This is a genomic window from Microbacterium sp. Mcb102, assembly GCF_024519805.1.
Taxonomy (GTDB): Bacteria; Actinomycetota; Actinomycetes; order Actinomycetales; family Microbacteriaceae; genus Microbacterium.
Map to the genome: position 1 here is coordinate 443,603 of NZ_JALJRG010000003.1, position 17,654 is coordinate 461,256.

Sequence of the window (17,654 nt, forward strand, 5' to 3'; positions counted from 1 at the left end):
AGTCGCCAGGTGAAGTTGGGATATCGCTCAACGCGATTCTCGGGAAGGCACAGCATGACTACTAGCGCGGATGTCGCCAGTCACGCCGGCCTGTCCCGCTCGACGGTCAGCCAGATCTTCAACGGCCGAGAGCACCTCTTCAGCGAAGACACCATCGCTCGCGTGCGAGCGTCCGCCTCCGAGCTGGGCTACCGCCCGTCGCTCGCGGGCAGGACGCTGGCACGGGGACGTAGCGACATCGTCATCACTCTCCTGTCGGATGTCACCTTCAACCCTCGGTTACGCGAGCTGGTAGACACGATGACCGCTGAACTCGCCATCGCCGGGCTGACAAATCTCGTCCGGTTCATGGGCTCCGACGGGCTATTGGAAGACGCCGTGCTTGGGTTGAAGCCCTACGGTGTCATCAGTTTGGCGTCTCTCAGCGAAGCGCAGAACGAGCGTCTGCTCGGGCAAGGCGTGCGCTTGGTCAGCCAGAGCGAGGACATCCAGATCGGCATCGACAATGCCATCGGCCGCTTGCAGGCACAGCACCTGGCCGAGTGCGGGTTCGACACAGTCGCTGTTGTCGTCCCGGAGGCCGCTCGCGAGCAAGGGTTCGCGAGCGCTCGCGAAGCTGGCGTGCATGAATGGGCAACAGAGCACGGGCTGACCGTTCTGCCGACGCGTCACGTGTCGCTGGAACGTGGCGGTTCCCATAACGCCGTACACGGGCTGCCATCGACACCTATCGGTCTAGCCGCGTATAACGACGAAGTCGCGATGTCCGTGCTTTCGGCCGCGCTGTTCTTCGGCCGGACCGTGCCGAACGACCTGGGCATCATCGGAATCGACAACTCACCCGTCGCAGCCGCAATGACTCCGACGATAACCACCATCGACTACGACATCGACTTCAGCGCACACGGCATCGTGGCCCTTCTGATGCGCGATTCCAGCGTGGCCGACGTGGACGACCCGGTCGAGATGATTCGAGATCGCTTGCGCGTCATCCAAGGCGACACCACCCGCCGCTGAGCGCTGACGAAGGAGGGCAGGAATCCCTCGGATCCCTGCCCTCCTTCGCGAGCCCTGCGGGGTCTAAGCTGTCACGTTCTCCGCAGCCACGTGCGCGGCCTCGACGTGCTGCGCGAGCGACCGCACCGTCTCTTCGGTGATCTGCCCTTGGCTGTACTGCGCCATCTGCGTGAGGCTCACTCCGAAAGCGGGGGCGAGCGCATCCTCGCTGACGCCACCGAGGAGTTCGCGCAGCAGCGCTCCTCCGACCGGATGCGCGAGCCACTCCTTCACCGTGCTTCCAGCGGTCACCGGAACGATGCCCTGAAGATCGAAGCCGCCTCCTGCGACAGTCCAAGCGTCCGGCGAGGTCGGCTCAACCGCCACTGTGCTGAACAACGCTCTATCTGCCGCCTGGAGCGACTGCGCCGGACCGGTAACTTGCACCGACGTCTGCAGCGGTGTGTCGACTGACGATCCACCGACGTAGAAGCGAAGCTCGCCCGGTTCGATCTCCCATCCGTCGCGGGCGTCCCAGACCGCGAACATCGAGGTAGGCACCGTCACAGTCACGCGAGCGGCAGCGCCGGGTTCGAGCGTGACTCGCTGGAACCCTACGAGCACACGGCCGCGGCGGACAGTTCGTGCGACGGTGTCGCGACCGTAGACCTGAACGACCTCGTCTCCGGTGCGCTCGCCGGTGTTGACGACGGTGAAGCTCACATCAAGGGAGCCGTCGGTCCGCACCTCGCGGTCGGATACCGCCAAATCTCGGTACTCGAAGGTGGTGTAGCTCAGCCCGTGTCCGAATCCGAACGTCGCCGCCGTCGACCCGTTGACATACGTTGCCGGCTGCAGAGTCCGCCAGTACGGGATGGGAGCGGCGCCCACATCCTCCAGCATGGCGATGGGCAGGCGTCCAGCGGGGTTCACATCACCGAACAGGACAGCTGCCACCGCGGATCCGGCTTCTTCTCCCGCGAAGAAGGAGGAGACGATGGCGGGCACCTTCTCGGCGAGGTCGCCGAGCACGTAGGGGCGCCCGTGGCTGAGGACGAGGATCGTCGGGGTTCCGGTCGCGACGACAGCTTCGATGAGTTCGCGCTGAACGCCGGGCAGCGCCGCGTCAACACTGTCGATGCCCTCCCCGACGGTCGCATAGTTGCCGATTCCGGACTGGTCACCGACGACGAGCACAGCGATGTCGGCCGAGCTCGCAACCTGAACGGCCTCGTCGAAGCCGGAGCGGTCCTCACGAGCCACGGGGCTTCCCTGCGCGTAGGTGACGGTGGTGCCATCAGCGGCACGATTGCGGATCCCGTCGAGGAACGTTGTCAGCGGAACCGTCTCGACTAGCAACTCGGCGCTGTCCGCACCCGTATCCTCATTCGTCTCCATGCGCGCCTGGGGGTTCGCAGCAAGCGCGAATTTCTTCGTCATGCTGTCGAGCACCTGGTAGCTGTAATTGCCGAGCTGACCCATCGGTCGGTCGGCGTTTGGACCGATGACGGCGATATTTCGCGGCTCATCGGTCAGCGGCAGGAGCGGCGTGCCGCTGACCGGGTCGTTCTTGAGAAGGATCGTCGACTTTTCAGCGATGGTCCGTGCCAGAGCGCGCTCGGAATCCGAATCGAGAGACTCCGGAACTGCATCCAGGTCGACGTACGGATTCTCGAACAGGCCGAGCTCGAACTTCGTTCGCAGAACACTGCTGACCGCGCGGTCGAGTTCCGCCTCGGCCAGGATCCCTTCGCGCACGGCTTCGAGGATGACCTCGGTGGACACGTGGTTGTCGAGGTCGAGGTCGACGCCCGCCTGGATCGCCTGCGCGAAGGCATGCACGACATCAGGAGCAGTGCCGTGCTTGGAATGGAGCTGGGAGACGGCTTCCAGGTCCGAGATGATGATGCCGTCGAAGCCTAGCTCGTCTCGGAGGAGATCTCGTAGCATCCTGCGGGACCCTGTCACGGGGACCCCGTCGATGCTGTTATACGACGGCATGATGCCCCGGGCGCCGCCGACGCGGATCGCCATCTCGAAGGGAGTGGCGTGAACTTCGCGTAGTTCATTCGGGCCGATGTGCGCGGCATCCGTGTTGCGTCCGCCATCGCTTGCGCCATAGCCAATGAAGTGTTTCATCGCAGCGACAAGAGGCGCTTCGGGGTCGGCGTTCTGCAGACCACGGATGAATGCCGTCGCCATCGAACCGACAAGGTAAGGCTCTTCGCCGTACGTTTCCTCGACGCGGCCCCAACGGGGGTCGCGTGCGACGTCGGCCAGGGGCGACAGTGCCTGACGAACCCCCATGCGTGCCATGTGCGTGCCGATTACGCGCCCCATTGCCTCGATGAGTTCAGGGTCCCACGTCGCAGCTTGGGCGATGGCATCTGGGAACGTGGTGGCGCCCCGGACCTTCAACCCGACGAGAGCCTCTTCGGAGATGAGCACCGGGATGCCGAGCCGCGTCTCTTCCACGTGCTTACGCTGCAGCTCGTTCCCGGCAGCGGCGGCCTCGCGAGGTACCACTCCGAGTGCGGCAAGACCGGCGACGGTCGCCCCCCACCCTTCGGCGGGTGGCTGGTGCACGTTGACGGCAGTACCGAAGGGTGCCGCGATCTGAGCCGCCTTCTCTTCAACTGTCATCCGCGACAGCAAATCTGCCACACGGTCACCGACCGGGAGCGCGCCGTCTCGATAACGCGCCTCGTCGTCGACGGGTGGGGTCTGGGGATCGCCGTGGGTGGTCATCATCGTCCGTTCTGCTTTGGCTGAGAAAACGGCGCTAGCCGTCCATTGTCGCGCGTCAATCGCCGGAAATGGAGCAAGCGTAACACTCACGCTGGTCGTACCGCTGGGCGGTCCGACGGTGTGAAGAAGGCCGCAACTCCATCATTCCGTGAAAATGGTGCACCTGCTACATTTTGTCAGAGATCCGGCGAGCGACGATGCGAATCGGGTCTGGGACCCGAACGACAACGGAGGCGGCACGGTCATGACTCGCGAGATGCCGACGGGCCAGCGCCCGGCAAGCGCTTCACGACGTGCTGCTGTGACAATCAGATGAGAGACCACACGCCTCTCGACGCTCACGCACTGGAAATCGACGGTGCTCACCCCGTGCGCTCACTGTTCAAATTGCTGGGACGTCGCCGCGGGCGCATCACTGTCGCGGTGACGGCCTTCGCGGTGAAAGAGATTCCCGTGTGGTTCCTTCCCGTTGTCACGGCGGCCATCATCGACATCGTGGCCGGGCCCGGCGAGGTGTGGGAGGTGCTCGGATGGCTGGGTGTCGCCGCGGTCCTCCTGATTCAGAACTATCCGAACACGCTTCTGTACACACGCAGCTTCATGACTGTGGTTCGCGACATAGGCGCGACTCTGAGGAACGGCCTCGCCGCACGACTGCAAAGCTTGTCCATTGGCTACCACGGCCGAGTGAGCGCAGCCGTGGTACAGACAAAGCTGGTCCGCGACGTCGAGAACATCGAGTTGATGCTGCAGCAGGTCACCCCGCCCGCACTCTCGTCGGCCATCGTGTTGGCGGGCGCGCTGGGGATGACTGCCCTCACGGTGCCCGCGTTCCTTCCGATCTACGCTCTCACGGTGCCCATCGCGATTGTCCTTCGAGCTGCTCTCCGAAAGCTCACTCTCGCGCCCAACGCGGACTTCAGGCGGGAGATGGAGGGACTTGCCAGCCGCGTGGGCGAGATGGCTTCCCTGATCCCCGTGACCCGCGCACACGGGCTCGAAGAAACCGCGGTCACTCGCGTCGCTAGGGGCGCCGATGGCGTACGGCGAGCGGGCCTGCGCTTGGACATACTCAACGCGCGGGTCTCGACGATCTCCTGGATCACGATGCAGCTCCTCGGCGTCGCCTGCCTCGTCCTCGCTGCAATCTTCGCGCTCACTGGTTTTGTCGAGATCACCCCAGGAGAGGTGGTGCTGCTTTCGACGTACTTCGCCTTACTGACTCAGGGCCTCACGCAGCTTCTGATGCTTATCCCGGTGACAGCGCGAGGTATGGAGTCGGTACGCTCCATCGCCGAGGTCATGCAAGAACCCGATCTTGAGCTCAACGAAGGCAAGCAAGCAGTCGAGAGGGTTGAAGGCCGCCTCGCACTCCGAGGCGCGACGTTCCGCTACGCCGACGCGGGGGTGGATGCATTGCACAACCTCGACCTCGACATTGCGCCGGGTGAAACAGTCGCCCTCGTCGGCTCATCCGGCTCCGGCAAGTCCACGCTGCTGAACCTCGTCCTCGGTTTTGTCCGCCCGACGTCCGGTCAGATCTTTCTCGACGGAGTCGATATGCAGCAGCTCGACCTCCGCACCGCCCGCCGGCACATTTCCGTCGTCCCGCAAGAATCAGTCCTCTTCGAGGGCACCATCTGGGAGAACGTTACCTATGGACTGTCACGTGTCGAGGACACGGCAGTGACCAGGGCGTTGGCCGCGGCTAACGCCCTCGACTTCGTCCGCGCCCTTCCCAGCGGGTGGGACACCCGAGTGGGACAGCACGGGGCGCGACTTTCAGGGGGCCAGCGCCAGCGCTTGGCGATTGCCCGAGCTCTTGTTCGTGACCCCCGGATCTTGCTCCTCGATGAGGCAACGAGCGCCCTCGACCCCGAGTCCGAGGCATCTGTCAAAGACGCCCTCAGCCGGCTGATGGAAGGACGCACGACGCTAGTCGTCGCGCACCGTCTGTCTACGATCCGGCAGGCAAATCGGATCCTCGTGATGGAGCGCGGGCAGATCGTCGAGTCGGGCGGACACGAAGAGCTCGTGGCTCGGGGTGGACGGTACGCCGAACTGCATTCTCGAAGTCAGAGTTGAGGCCGCCTTGGTCACCCTCTTGACCGCCGCTTTCTGTGACACTGTGTCGTTGACATGATTGGACCGCGAAGCCGAGTCATGTCCGTCGGAGAACGTCAGCGAACTCCACCGACCTCGTGGAAGGCATGAAGCAGATCCGAAGAGCTTCCCCGCCCGACGGCGTTCCCCGCCCGACGGCGTCCTCCGGAATTCACCACGAGGTGCCCACGCAGTAGGAGCAGGCGCCAGTCCCCGCGGCTGGGCATTCGCCTCAGGCGTCTCGCAGGTAGATGAGTAGCGCGCGCAGGTGAGGCGCGGGAGTTGCGAGGTCGACAAAGTCGCTGCCATACCGTTTGGCTACTTCGTCGAGCACCACGCGACGCCACCGATCCGAGATGCGGATCCCCGCGGCTCGAGTCTCCTGGCGACCTTCGCATAACGCCAACAGGAACTCGTATGCAGCCCCACCCGCTTCGGTTCCGATGTTGTCCAGCACGAACCACAGCACATCTGCCACTGCGTGGCTGGCGTCATCGTCGGCCTCATAGTTCAATTCGCCGGGCTCGGCCGCGCGAATGACCGCAGCCTGGATCACTGGATCGTTGAAGCGGTCGAACAGGGCGGGGTTGAGCGCATAGCCATGGCGCCTAGAAGTGAGAACGCGACCGTCCATGCGGGAGTTCCGGCGACGGGACTCGTAGAGCAGGTGCGCGACCGTCGCGTAGATCTCCGCGTGGCTTGGCACCGCGCCGCTGTCGTGATCTGTCCAGTCGAACGGCCAGAGCGCGAAGTCGGCGTTCAGCTGCTCGATGGACGAACCGTGCAGCGCTCCAACGAAGAGAGTGTTGCTGTCTAAGCGGTTGAGTTCGTGCAGCCGCGGCTCGAGCGCCGGTGCCAATGCGCTGAACGGGGGGTGCGCCGCGAGCCAGCCGCCGACCTGGTCGAGCACATCCGCCTCGCGGGCCCAGGGCGTGAGAGCGCCCGGGAATCGAGGCTCACGGGGCAGTCTCCAGATGTGAGCGAGGTTGGTGGTCTTGTCGCTGCTCTGGCGTTCGAGGGTGCGCGTGAGAATCGTCCACGCCGTGGACGACTCTGGATGTGCCGCGGCCACAAAGTATTCGGGGTGGAAGTCGCCTGCTTCTTTGCGCAGCTCCCGGCTGATGGCGGTGAGCGCTCGACCGGACCCAACCACGGCGGCTACGACGAGAACCGTCCGCTCTCCGATCTCCGCCAGGGTCGCGGCGCCCGCGGTCCGCCATTCACGGCGTAGAGCTTCGGTCTCACCGAGGTTGTTATCCGTGCTTGCGCCGATGAAATGGTCGGCAAGAAGTTGGCCGAGGGCGGTGGAGTCGGGGTCGACGAGAGAGATGACGGCGGCGACCGGTTCGTCCTCGGCAACGGCTGCCTCGGCTGCCTCGATGATGCGCTCGACGATATGAGGGTGGGTGCCAGCTGTGAGCACATCGCCGAACAGTGTCGTGACGCCGTGGGGCGACGGGGTGTCGGGGAACGCGATGACACCGGATCCGAGAAGGTCGCTGAAGTACGTGGAGCCGTCGAACTCTGTCATCCGCGCGAGTCGCTCGCGACCCTCTAGAGCTCCTAGTGGCCTATCAATGAAGCTCGGCATCCGGAGATCCAGCTCACCGCCTGCGGGGAAGAACGAGTCGCCCGCCAACGCGATGGTTCCGCTACCGCGGTCACAGATTTCGCACTCCTCGGCGTCGTGCGCGTCGTACGGACGAATCCGCGACTGACGGATGGTCGGGAAGGCTTCGGGGTCGCGGTCGCTCATGTCGCAGATGAGCTTCCCGGCGCCGTTGGGCCAGACCGGTTCGGCGAGGTAGAACAGTGTGGCGACTCGGTCGGAGGGAACGTTCTTCGCGCCAACAACGTGACGAGAGAGCGAGCCGGATGTGGAGCCAGAGATCAGGACGAGGTCCTCTACCGCAGGGTGGAGACCCGCCGCCATTCCGGAGTAGCCGCCGAACGTTTCCACTCGCCGAATGCTGACGGCGCCAAGACGTCGTTGCAGGTCCATGTATGCGTACGCGGCCGCGGAGATGGCGGCCGTATCGATCCACAAGGTGGACTCGTCCGTGCACTCGGGGAAGGTGCGGAGCATTGCCCAGGCGACGTAGTACGCGTGCTGGACTCGGGAGACCGCCTGGGAAGCGCGGATGAAGTATTTCGAGTGCTTGCCGCTCGGATGAGTGAAGTGAAAGCCAGCGGCGGCGGCCGCGAGTGAATCCGTATCTCGGAAGATCTGCCTAAGCCCCTCGGCCAGAACGTCGGACTCCACGCTCTTCACTACTCTCGGGAGGGGCGAGGTGCGGGGTCGAAACTTTTCGGTAAGCCGACCGTTGTGGCCCACGGCGAAGAAGCGGTACTCCTGGGGGATGCCCGTTCCGCCAAAGGTGAAGCGGTCAGAAGTACGCAGTTGTTCGTAGACGTCCACCATGTCCGAGGGGAAGACGAACCACACCTCGGACACCTCTGGGCGGGTCGTCAAGAACTTTCGGAGGCCCTGAGTGAAGTCGTCGCCCGGCGTGAACCGGACTCCGGTCCAGTGAACGGCAACGAACAGCGGGACGTCGCGGCGGTCGATCTCTGTGACGAAACTGAACGCGTCCTCGCTGACGAACGTTCGCTGCACTGTCACGGATTCACCTCGAAGTCGACCGGGTACGTGATGGTGACCGCTGTACCCAGACGTGGGCCCACGACGAAGTCGTCCGGATCTAAGGGAATCCAGTCGAGCATCAGAGGCGGTTGTGCATGGTTGACGACATCGGGCATGACGGGGTCGAAGGGACGGTCGACAAAGTTGCGAAGGATCTCCACGCTGCCGGTGCGCACCGACATGTAGCCGCGAAGTGTGGTGAGGCTTTGTTGGACTCGCGCTAGGCCGATGTTCCCCAGATCAACCCGACGGCGCTTGAGATGCTTGGCGAGGGCGCGAGTGAGGTACTTGACCTCTGTACCCTCGTTCAAGAGGTGCTCTTCCCCCAGACTGCGGGCTACAGATCGCGCGAGGCCAACGCCACTGTCGACGACCGTGATGCTGCCGAATGTCATCCGCGTGATGGACCGCCCCGACTCGGTCTGGGCGTCTCTGGCGACGTCCCGGAGGTACGCGGCGAAGTTCCGGTCGAACTCGCCTGCACGGTTGAGCGTTTGCGGTGTGTAGGTGTACTCGCGGAATGTCAGACTCCGATAGTTGGCGCCGGTTCGGCCTCCGGCCCTTTGCGACGCGTGCCATTCCGTGTTCTGTACGAGCTCGAAGAGGATTTCCCCGACCTCGTCGTGCAACGGCTTCTGTCGCACCCTCACCTTCGACGCGAGCTCCAGTGCGAGTCCACGCACCTGCGGCGCTCGCGACCCCAGGTTTCGGAACGGTGTGCCTGGAACATCGGATGTCGGAAGCGTACGTGTGACGTAGACGTCATCGCCGACACGTCGTGCCTGCTCGCCGAACTCGAGTAGCGGTTTGCGCACCGGTGCCGGTGACGGCCATAGGTCGTGGTAGAGCGTCCGAGCCGTTTCCTCGATCCCTAGACGGCCGTCTGCAGGTGCATGCAGCTCGGGGCTGGAACGGTTGGTGAAGGTGTGGGCAGCGAGCAGCAAGGACTGGGTGGCGCCGTCTCCATCACCACTGTGGGACGTCAGGACTCGTCTCTCGGTCAGTGCTGCTTTCGCCAGCGGCTGCAGTTCCGCCGTGACAACGATGTTGTCGCTGATGATGGTGTCGGCGAGCAGGACGGCGACGAGCTCCACGTCCGACAAGGGGTGTCGGTGCCGAACTCGAGCCACCGTCATGGAAGGAAGGACGAGGACCCGATTCAGAGTGTCCTGCCCCCACGTGAAGACCAACTGGAGCCACGCGCTGAACTGACCGGGACTCGTCGGATGGAGATCATCGCCGAGGGTCAACGCGACCGGTCCTCCGTCCACGGCGGCGAGGAGTCGGTGGGTGGCCAGGAGATCGTGGCGCGTGGTGGCCGCATCCAGCCGGATCTGTTCCATGAGTCCTACGCTTTCGGTCGCGGCCAGCCTAGTGTTACCCGTGATCTCCATGTACGCGGCGACCGCGTCATCGAGCGAGGCGGGCATCAGGCGGCCCGACATCGGCTCGGGCTACGTGCAGCTGGTTCCCGTGTGCGCTGTGTAGTTGTTGTGTGAACTCTGGCCCCGGCGCAAGGGCTTCCCCTCCTGCATCGGTCGCGGCCGCTCGGCAGTTCTATGACTTGCTTCAACCGGGGATGAGTTCTCCGCGACTCTCTCTCGCTCTCTACCCTGCGGCGGAAACGGGGATTCAGCGCACGGTTCGCGGAAATTCTTCAGATGAGTACGATCCAAGCTCCTGCCAAGGTCCCTACCAAGGTCCCGATGAGCCGATATCCCTGTCGAGAGTAGGCCTGGCAGTCCTCCTGCCAAGGTGACCAAGTGCGGGGAGTGCATAGTAGAGAGTTTGAGAAGAGAAGCTGGCCCCTATCTCTTACTTCTTCTTTTTGATCTCTCATGAATAACACTTACTACTTGGCAGCCTTGGCAGGGCCCTCCGATCCCAGTGGAGAGTAGGGCTACCTCCAGCCAAGGTCTCCTTGGCAGCGCTTGCCCGGCTTGGCAGAATCAGGGGTTCCGGCGTCCGTCGACGCGAAATGCTCCAAAGTATTAGCTCCGGGCATGGCCCTGGGTCGGACGCTCACACACCGAATTCGGTGAAATATTTTGGCGCGTTCGGTGCACGCGTCGTACGGTGAGCAGATGATGTCCACCCTCGAGGCAGTTCGTATCTCGCGCGGCCTCACTCAAATCATGCTGGCGAGAGCGGCCAGCGTGTCGCAGACGACGATCTCGCTCCTCGAATCTGGACACTCGACGGCATCGACGGCCTCACTCGACGCCATAGCTGCGGAGCTCGACGTTCCGGCGGCCTTGCTGATCCCCCCCGCCCCGCCGGTGCAGCTGCTGCACACCATGAAGGAATCCGTCCCGGCGAGGGTCACTAAGCGCATAACGGCCGAGTTCACTCTCGCCTTTCTTCGGATCGAGCGTCTCCTGCCTGTCACGCGTCATACCATCGGCACTCCAGACATCGAAGACGAACCCGCCTCAGCTCAGGCCGAGCGCCTTCGCCTCCAGTGGGCGGCGGCGCCCGGCGGAGTTCTCGATATCGTGACCATGCTGGAGTCGCACGGCGTCATCTGCTTGCGGCGGGACCTTAGCGGCACGAGGGTGAACGCATTGGCTGCGAAGTCAGGGCGATGGCGGGCGCTCATGTTCATCGACCCGAGAGCAGACGCAGAGGATGCGTCGTGGGCCGTCGCCCATGAACTCGGTCATCTTGCGCTGCAAGAGGCCATGGACGGCGACCAGGAGGATCGGGCCGAGGAGTTCGCCGGCGAATTCCTCGCCCCCCCGATCCGAGCTCCGGAAGTTGCTCGACGCAGGTGTCGACGCCGATGACCTCCCCGGCTCCTTCGCGGTACCGCCGGCCAAGTTCGCGGTACACGCCCGTCGCGTTCGCCTCATCACGGCGACCGATTACCGCCGACTACGGACCCTGCCTGTTCCCCCTTTCTATCGAAATCCTCTTCCCTGCTCGTCTCGCGTCAGCGACTCTGTGAAGACGCGCGTGGGTGCGGGCGAGAGCATCACGAGCGTCGCCGCATCGGCCTTCCTCACCGAAGACGACCTCCGGCGCGACTATCTCTAGACGCACCCACCGCCATCGAGTCCCGGCGCGACACGCCGAGGCTCTCTTCTCCACAGGGGCTCACAGTTCCGCGGTGTCATGGCATGTCACGTGTGGATAAGTCGTACGAGTATCCGTCTCGACCGCAGTGGAGGAGGGTGTCGAGATCACGCCCTCCTCCACCCCGTCCTTCAGTCGGGGAGGTCAACGAGGATCGGGTTCCTGCTCGCCGATGATCCTGTCGAACGGGTGCCCGTCGGTTCCTCAACTGCTCCACGCCGCAGCCGCGTGGCGAGCGTCGCGGAGTACGTCTTCGATCTGTCCGGTGCGAAGCTGTTCGATAGAGCTGGGCGCTTCTTCGCCGGTCTCGTCGTCGACAGGGGTGTTGAGCCACTGGGCCCATGTCCATGCAGACGAGGTTCCCGTGCTCAGCACGCGGAGGACGTCTCCGACGCCGTCGATGACGCGACCCTCCGCGATCTGGAACGCGGGGTAGAGGCGCACGCCGTCGTCTGCCTCAAGCTCGAGGAGAGAGAGCGATTCGACCGCCGCCGCCACCTGCGCTGACGTCCAACGGAGGGTGCGCCTAATGGAGGCGGTGGTATAGCACGGACCAACAATCTCGGCCCAGGGGTTCGGTTGCTCATCGTGCGTCAAGTCCATCCTCTTCGCCCTCCTCCTCGGCCGGACGCGTGTGCCGACGACGAACGCCCTCGATGAGCTCGTCAAGAGAACGCCGCCCGTCGACATAGTCCTGCGCGTCACGGAGAGCATCCGGACTCGGAGCACGCCCGTCCACGGCCATGGAGTCCAGCGACTTCGCCGCGCTTGCTGCCCGTTTCTCTCTCTCGACGTAGTCGTCTTCCCACTGCTCCGCGAGCCCACGAAGGATGCTGGGGTGGGGCGTCGCCATCCTCAGGGTGTCCATGTCGAGGATGCCGAGGTTCCCAACCTGAACATCCCGCCCGAGGCTTGCTACCCGGCGACCGTCTTCAATCTTGCCGCCACCAGGTGCATGCATATGCCCGTGTATGAGCAGTTCCGGACGCACGGCGTTCCATACTTCCGTCACGCGCATGCGGGAGGCCGCAGATTCCGCAAGTGCAGTTGTCGGGAACCGATGGGGATTTGTGCGGAGGATGTCGCGAACGCGTCGAACGGGAGTTCGCGCTGGAGTCTCGTGTGTGAGCATGAGGTCGGCGGGCCCCCCGGCGATGGCCGCGGCAACTTGCTCGTCCGTAATGGCCTCATCTGGCCACCAAGTCAGCCCCTCGATTCGGGACTGACGGTCAACCGATGCTGCGCCGCCGAGCGATAACACGAGTCGCCCACCAATGGTCAAGCGCGCAGGACGCGGGAGCAACCAGGTGATGTCGGAGACACGTACAGCGGCGCCGGGTCGCGTGTTGAGGAGCGGTGTGATCTCGCCCCAGTTGTCGTGGTTGCCGAGAGTTACGTAGATCTTGTTGATGTTGGTCTCGGCGAAGACCTCGTCAGTCTCTATCGGCGGCATCTGCCAGTCGCCGAGATGCAGCATCGTGGTGACCTCGGGCGCCAGCGCAGGCAACGCCCGCGCAATGATTCGCGCCCATCCAACATTGCCGTGCCAGTCTCCGCACACCGCGACGCGTTCGTCCGGCAGCGTGATGTCGGACGCGTAATCGAGCGCTTTCATGAACCCTCCTTCGAAGAAGTGGTTGCATCTTAGCCGAAGTGCGGAAAGGATTCCGCACATGAATCATCTTGGCGTGTTCGAGGACGGCGCGGACGGGTGTTCAGCCAGCGGACCACCGCTGCGCCTGGCGCATCCTCTCGCGCTCGCGCTCAAGAACCCGCTCCTTCTCTCGGATGTACTGCGCGTTTTCCCCCCGCATCATCCAGTAGTCGAGCCGGGGACCAACAAGCAGTCGCAATCGAGCCAAGTCGACCATCTGCATGACGATCTGCCCACTGAACATCTTCTGCAGTCGGTAGTACTCAATCTCCAGTTCCACGGCAAGATGCGTGATTTTCGTCGCCCGCGGCTTCTGCATATAGATGTCACGGACGCCATACGTGACCTGGTGCTGAGAGATCGACGCGTCCAACCGGGCTCGCATCTCCAGCGACCAGTCGCCTGCGGCCTGGTGCCACTGCGGGAACGGAGTCCGCCCGAAGTCTCGTGGCTCAACAAGGAAGTTCCTAGGCACATATCGAGGGTCAGACACCTCGGAAGTGTATCGAAAAGACCTAAGTGGATCGAAAAGCCCTAAGAAGCGCGGATCCTCGGCTTTTCGACGATTTTCAGGCGCATGGAAGACGACATGAGCAAGTACACAACTCTGAAGAAAACCCGAGGCGATGGCTACGACCGTATCCAGTGGTACGACGCGAAGCTGAACACGCACACCATCAGAGCAGACGACCCCGTCACCGCACGCACGGTCGCTCCCGAGGAACGGACGCGGAAGCCCGGCAAGTGGAAGGGCCAGAAGCCCTACCAGGGGCACTACTGGTGCGCCGGAGCCCGAGCGAGCGTCTTCCACGAGTCGATGACCGAGTACGCCGGCATGATGCTCATCGACCACCTGTACGACATTGTCAAGGTCTACGCACAGCCCATGTTGATGACGTTCTTCGACGGCCTCTACCACTACCCCGACTTTCTCGTCATCGAAGCCGACGGAACTCGACACGTCGTCGACGTTCACCCGAAAGCGCTCACGAAGCCTGGTGACCCCGAAAAGTTCGCCCACACCGCGCGTGTGTGCGAGGTCTTGGGATGGCGATACACGCTCATCGACCAGCTCAGCGACATCGTCCGCATGAACGTGGAGATGATGAGCCGCTACCGCCACCACCGGTACACGCCGGCCCCCGACATCGCAGACCACATTCTCGGCACCGCGAAGAAGCACGAGACCTTCGGCGAACTTCGCCGCGCACTCGCCACCGACAAGCCTGGCGAGCTCATGCCGTTCCTCTTTCACCTCATGTGGAAGGGCGAACTTAACTTCGACCTCACCGACCGCTTCACCGAACACACGCCGCTCACCGCGGCCTAAACCGCCAACAAGGAGAAACCCATGATTGCAGCACGCACCATCGCCCTCGGACAGACCGTCCACCTCGAAGTCGGCGACTTCACCATCGTCAGCTACGCGAACGGCAGCTTCCGCCTCCGAGACGAGCTGACCGGCGAGTACCAGGTCGTCCACCACACGGAACTCGCCGAGCAGCTCCCGCCCGGCGAGTCGCTGGAGAAGGCCGACCCCGTCGACAGCTGGCCGCTCCAGGACGTCGTGGATGGTCTTGACGAGGCGAACCGCACTCTTCTCCCCTACCTCCAGCAGCTCGTCGACGGCAGCCCCGTCGATGGCGGAGAGCCGAACCCGGCCTTCGCGCTCGACATCTCCAAGACCAAGCGTCTCGACTCGACCATCTCGGCTCTCAGCAAGGTCGGTATCGAGATGCCCCTCGGCACGCTGAAGCGTCGTCTCAGCAACTTCGAGAAGAAGGGCGCTGCAGGCCTCGTAGACCGCCGGGTCGGCCGGAAGGAGGCCCCGTTCGCGCGCCTCCACCGCGATGTTCGCGCGGCGCTATCCGAAGTCCTCGTCGGCTACAAGAACAAGTCCACGGTCACCTACACCGCCATCCGCGCCGAGCTCGAAGTTCTGCTGATGGACCGGTTCCCGAACCCGGAGGACCGGCCGAAGACCCCGTCACTGTCGACGCTCGAACGTCACGTGAAGCAGATGAGCGGAAACCAGAACCCGACCACGCAGGCGAAGCGCCGACAGACGGCGGCGCTCTCCCCGAGCGGGATGCACCGCCCCCGTCTGGTGTTCGGCCCGGGAGACGAGTGCCAGATGGACGCGACCACCCTCGACATCTTCGTTCGCATGCCCAGCGGCAAGGTGGACCGCCCCCACCTCACGGCGCTCGTCGACAAGCGCACCCGCTCGGTCGTCGGGCTCAACCTCACCGAATCCGCGCCAACGAGCATCGACCATGCGCTACTCCTCGCGAAGGCGCTCGTACCCCGTCGGCTCCGCCCGTGGGCGAAGGACTACGACTCGTTCGGGCTGCCACGTATGCCGTGGACGAAGCACCTGACCAAGAAGCAGATGCAGACCTTCGACTCGTACTGCCCCTACATCTTCCCGAGCCGCATCCTCATCGACAACGGGCAGGACTTCAAAGGCACCGTCTTCGGAATGGCATGCGACAGATACGGCATCTCCCTGACAGAGGCACCCATTCATGACCCCACGGCGAAGGCGGTCGTCGAGCGCTTCTTCGGCACCGTGAAGACCAAATTCTGCCAGTTCGTTCCCGGCTTCTCCGGCGGCAATGTCGCGAACAAGGGCGCGGACACGGTCAAGGGCGCACTCCTCACCCTCGCCGAGCTCAGCGAGCTCCTCGAGAAATGGACGTGTGTGGTTTGGCAGAACCGTCGTCACGGGGGTCTCGAGGATGACTACGAGGAGGGTCTGGACCACTCGCCGAACAGCATGTACGCCGCGTGCATCGACCTCACCGGTCACTTCGTTCTTGCGTTCGAGGAAGAAGACTTCATCGCTCTCCTACCGACCGAGGAGCGCACCGTGCAGGCCGGTGGCATCGAGTTCAACGGCCGCAAGTACGACAGCCCGCACCTCGCGCCGATGCGCAACCGCAAGCGCGGCCGCGACAACGCCACCCCGAAGGTCGTCATCCACTACGACCCGAGTGACGAGTATCGAATCTGGCTTCGCTCCCCCAACGATGGCGGCTGGATTACCTGCCACTGGTCGAAGGAGCGGGGGATGGCGCGCCCGCTCGACGAGGCCATCGCGCTGGAAGCGCACCGGACCGCGCTCGACAACACCTCGTTCAACGACGCGGAGGCGGACGTGATGATGGTCCGCTTCCGCAACCAGGCCGTCACTGAATCCATCGACGCGGTCGCGCAGGCCGCGCTCGACAAGAAGAAGGAAGAGAAAGAGCGGAAAGCGGCGAACACACTCGCCGCCATCCTCACTCCCGACACCGACAGCAGCAACGACTTCGCCAACTTCGCGGCGTTGGACGCCGCAGCCCGCTAGCCCCTCAGGAAGAGCAGAACAATGAACAGCAACATCGAACCCCTCGGCCACTTCGACCAGCGAGAGGCACTCCAGCAGCTCCTCGAGGAGGAGGTGGCTCTGAACACCGAGCACGTCACCGCCGACGAGTACAAGAGCTGGACCCGCGCCAAGAAGCGCGCGTTCGACATCGAGCGCAGCGACCGCATCGCGGACTCCATCGTCATCATCACCCCAGCGTTGGAGCAGCTCAGCCTGGCGTACAAGCGCGCCGCCCGCGTCGCCCACCGCCCGGTCGGGAGGACGGGCATCATCCTGGACGGGGAACCGACGACCGGGAAGACGACCGCCGCTATCAGACTCGCAGGGGAAGCGTTCCGCCGCCACGTCGACCGCCATCCGAGGTGGAAGGAGGACGGGCACGTGCCGGCGGTATATCTGGAAATCCCGCCGAACTGCACCGGCAAGACCGTGATGGGCCGCATCATCAATTTTTTCGGAGAGCCCGTCGTCCCACGCATGACGCTGGAGGAGCGCACAACCCTGGCGACCAAGCTGTTCGCCAGGGCGCACACGTCGCTGGTCATATTCGACGAGATTCAGAACCTCTCTCAGTCAAATTCGACTGGCCGCTTCGAGAGCGCGCAGGCCATCAAGAACCTGATGAACCACGTCAAAGCCGTCCCAATGTACGTCGGCTTCGACCTGGAATCCTCCGCTTTCACCAACGAAGAGTTGGGCGCACAGTTCGCCTCGCGTTGCGTACCGGTTCGCCTAGACAAGCTGGACATCACGACGCCCAAGGGCCGCCAGCTGTGGGGAGGCGTCATCGTCAAGTTCGAGGAACAACTCGCCTTGCTGGCGCACCCGCCCCAGACGCTGCTGAAGGATGCGATGTACCTCTGGAACCGCACGCGCGGCTCCATCGCGGCTCTTTCCCGTCTCCTGACGACCGCGGCTCTCGACCTCATCGAAGCAGGAGACCCAGACAGCGAACTCATCACGAAGGAGCTGCTGGATTCCATCCCTCTGGACCTAACCTCCCAGCGCTTGCTGTCCGCCGCGAGCCGCGAGCACGAGGAGGCTTCCCATGCTGCCTGAGC

General features: G+C 63.8%; 12 protein-coding genes. 6 read left to right on the forward strand and 6 right to left on the reverse strand.

Annotated elements, in window-relative coordinates; all coding sequences use genetic code 11:
• Window positions 1-54 precede the first annotated feature (54 nt).
• A complete protein-coding gene (locus OC372_RS10965; RefSeq protein WP_262002007.1) occupies window positions 55-1,017 on the forward strand; it encodes a LacI family DNA-binding transcriptional regulator in 963 nt (320 codons plus the stop codon).
• 63 nt (window positions 1,018-1,080) lie between these two features.
• Here the strand turns inward: OC372_RS10965 and OC372_RS10970 are convergent, their stop codons facing one another.
• Window positions 1,081-3,747: a glycoside hydrolase family 3 N-terminal domain-containing protein gene (locus tag OC372_RS10970; protein ID WP_262002008.1), complete on the reverse strand. Its 2,667-nt coding sequence runs from the start codon at window positions 3,745-3,747 to the stop codon at window positions 1,081-1,083.
• A 309-nt stretch (window positions 3,748-4,056) separates the two neighbouring features.
• Between OC372_RS10970 and OC372_RS10975 the strand changes: the two genes are divergently transcribed.
• The gene (locus OC372_RS10975) at window positions 4,057-5,829 is read left to right on the forward strand and encodes an ABC transporter ATP-binding protein (protein WP_262002009.1); all 1,773 of its coding nucleotides are present in this window, start codon (window positions 4,057-4,059) and stop codon (window positions 5,827-5,829) included.
• Between the two features lie 250 nt (window positions 5,830-6,079).
• On the opposite strand, the gene OC372_RS10980 is transcribed toward OC372_RS10975, so the two are convergent.
• Together OC372_RS10980 and OC372_RS10985 are read right to left on the reverse strand one after the other, a co-directional pair.
• Window positions 6,080-8,470 (reverse strand): hypothetical protein, encoded by a 2,391-nt coding sequence (locus tag OC372_RS10980; protein WP_262002010.1) that lies wholly within the window; start codon window positions 8,468-8,470, stop codon window positions 6,080-6,082.
• Window positions 8,467-9,936 (reverse strand): hypothetical protein, encoded by a 1,470-nt coding sequence (locus OC372_RS10985; RefSeq protein ID WP_262002011.1) that lies wholly within the window; start codon window positions 9,934-9,936, stop codon window positions 8,467-8,469. The genes OC372_RS10980 and OC372_RS10985 overlap by 4 nt, the downstream gene beginning before the upstream one ends.
• Before the next feature lie 639 nt (window positions 9,937-10,575).
• On the opposite strand from OC372_RS10985, the gene OC372_RS10990 reads away from it, so the two are divergent.
• Entirely contained in the window at window positions 10,576-11,277 is a 702-nt protein-coding gene (locus OC372_RS10990) for a helix-turn-helix domain-containing protein (protein ID WP_262002012.1), read from the forward strand.
• 493 nt (window positions 11,278-11,770) lie between these two features.
• Here OC372_RS10990 and OC372_RS10995 read toward each other — a convergent pair whose 3' ends face one another.
• The 3 genes from OC372_RS10995 to OC372_RS11005 form a co-directional block, all read right to left on the reverse strand.
• On the reverse strand, window positions 11,771-12,010 hold the full coding sequence (locus OC372_RS10995; protein WP_262002014.1) for a hypothetical protein: 240 nt from the start codon (window positions 12,008-12,010) through the stop codon (window positions 11,771-11,773).
• Between the two features lie 139 nt (window positions 12,011-12,149).
• Window positions 12,150-13,181 carry a metallophosphoesterase gene (locus tag OC372_RS11000; RefSeq protein ID WP_262002016.1) on the reverse strand — a complete coding sequence of 344 codons (1,032 nt, stop codon included), beginning with the start codon at window positions 13,179-13,181 and terminating at the stop codon, window positions 12,150-12,152.
• 100 nt (window positions 13,182-13,281) lie between these two features.
• A complete protein-coding gene (locus OC372_RS11005) occupies window positions 13,282-13,713 on the reverse strand; it encodes a hypothetical protein (protein WP_262002018.1) in 432 nt (143 codons plus the stop codon).
• 96 nt (window positions 13,714-13,809) lie between these two features.
• Between OC372_RS11005 and OC372_RS11010 the strand changes: the two genes are divergently transcribed.
• From OC372_RS11010 to OC372_RS11020, 3 genes are read left to right on the forward strand one after another with little or no spacing between them, the layout of a single operon-like run.
• Window positions 13,810-14,550, forward strand: a complete 741-nt coding sequence (locus OC372_RS11010; protein WP_262002020.1) for a TnsA-like heteromeric transposase endonuclease subunit — start codon at window positions 13,810-13,812, stop codon at window positions 14,548-14,550.
• Between the two features lie 21 nt (window positions 14,551-14,571).
• Window positions 14,572-16,572, forward strand: coding sequence for a Mu transposase C-terminal domain-containing protein (locus tag OC372_RS11015; RefSeq protein WP_262002023.1), 2,001 nt, complete (start codon window positions 14,572-14,574; stop codon window positions 16,570-16,572).
• A 21-nt stretch (window positions 16,573-16,593) separates the two neighbouring features.
• A complete protein-coding gene (locus OC372_RS11020; protein ID WP_262002025.1) occupies window positions 16,594-17,652 on the forward strand; it encodes a TniB family NTP-binding protein in 1,059 nt (352 codons plus the stop codon).
• Window positions 17,653-17,654 lie beyond the last annotated feature (2 nt).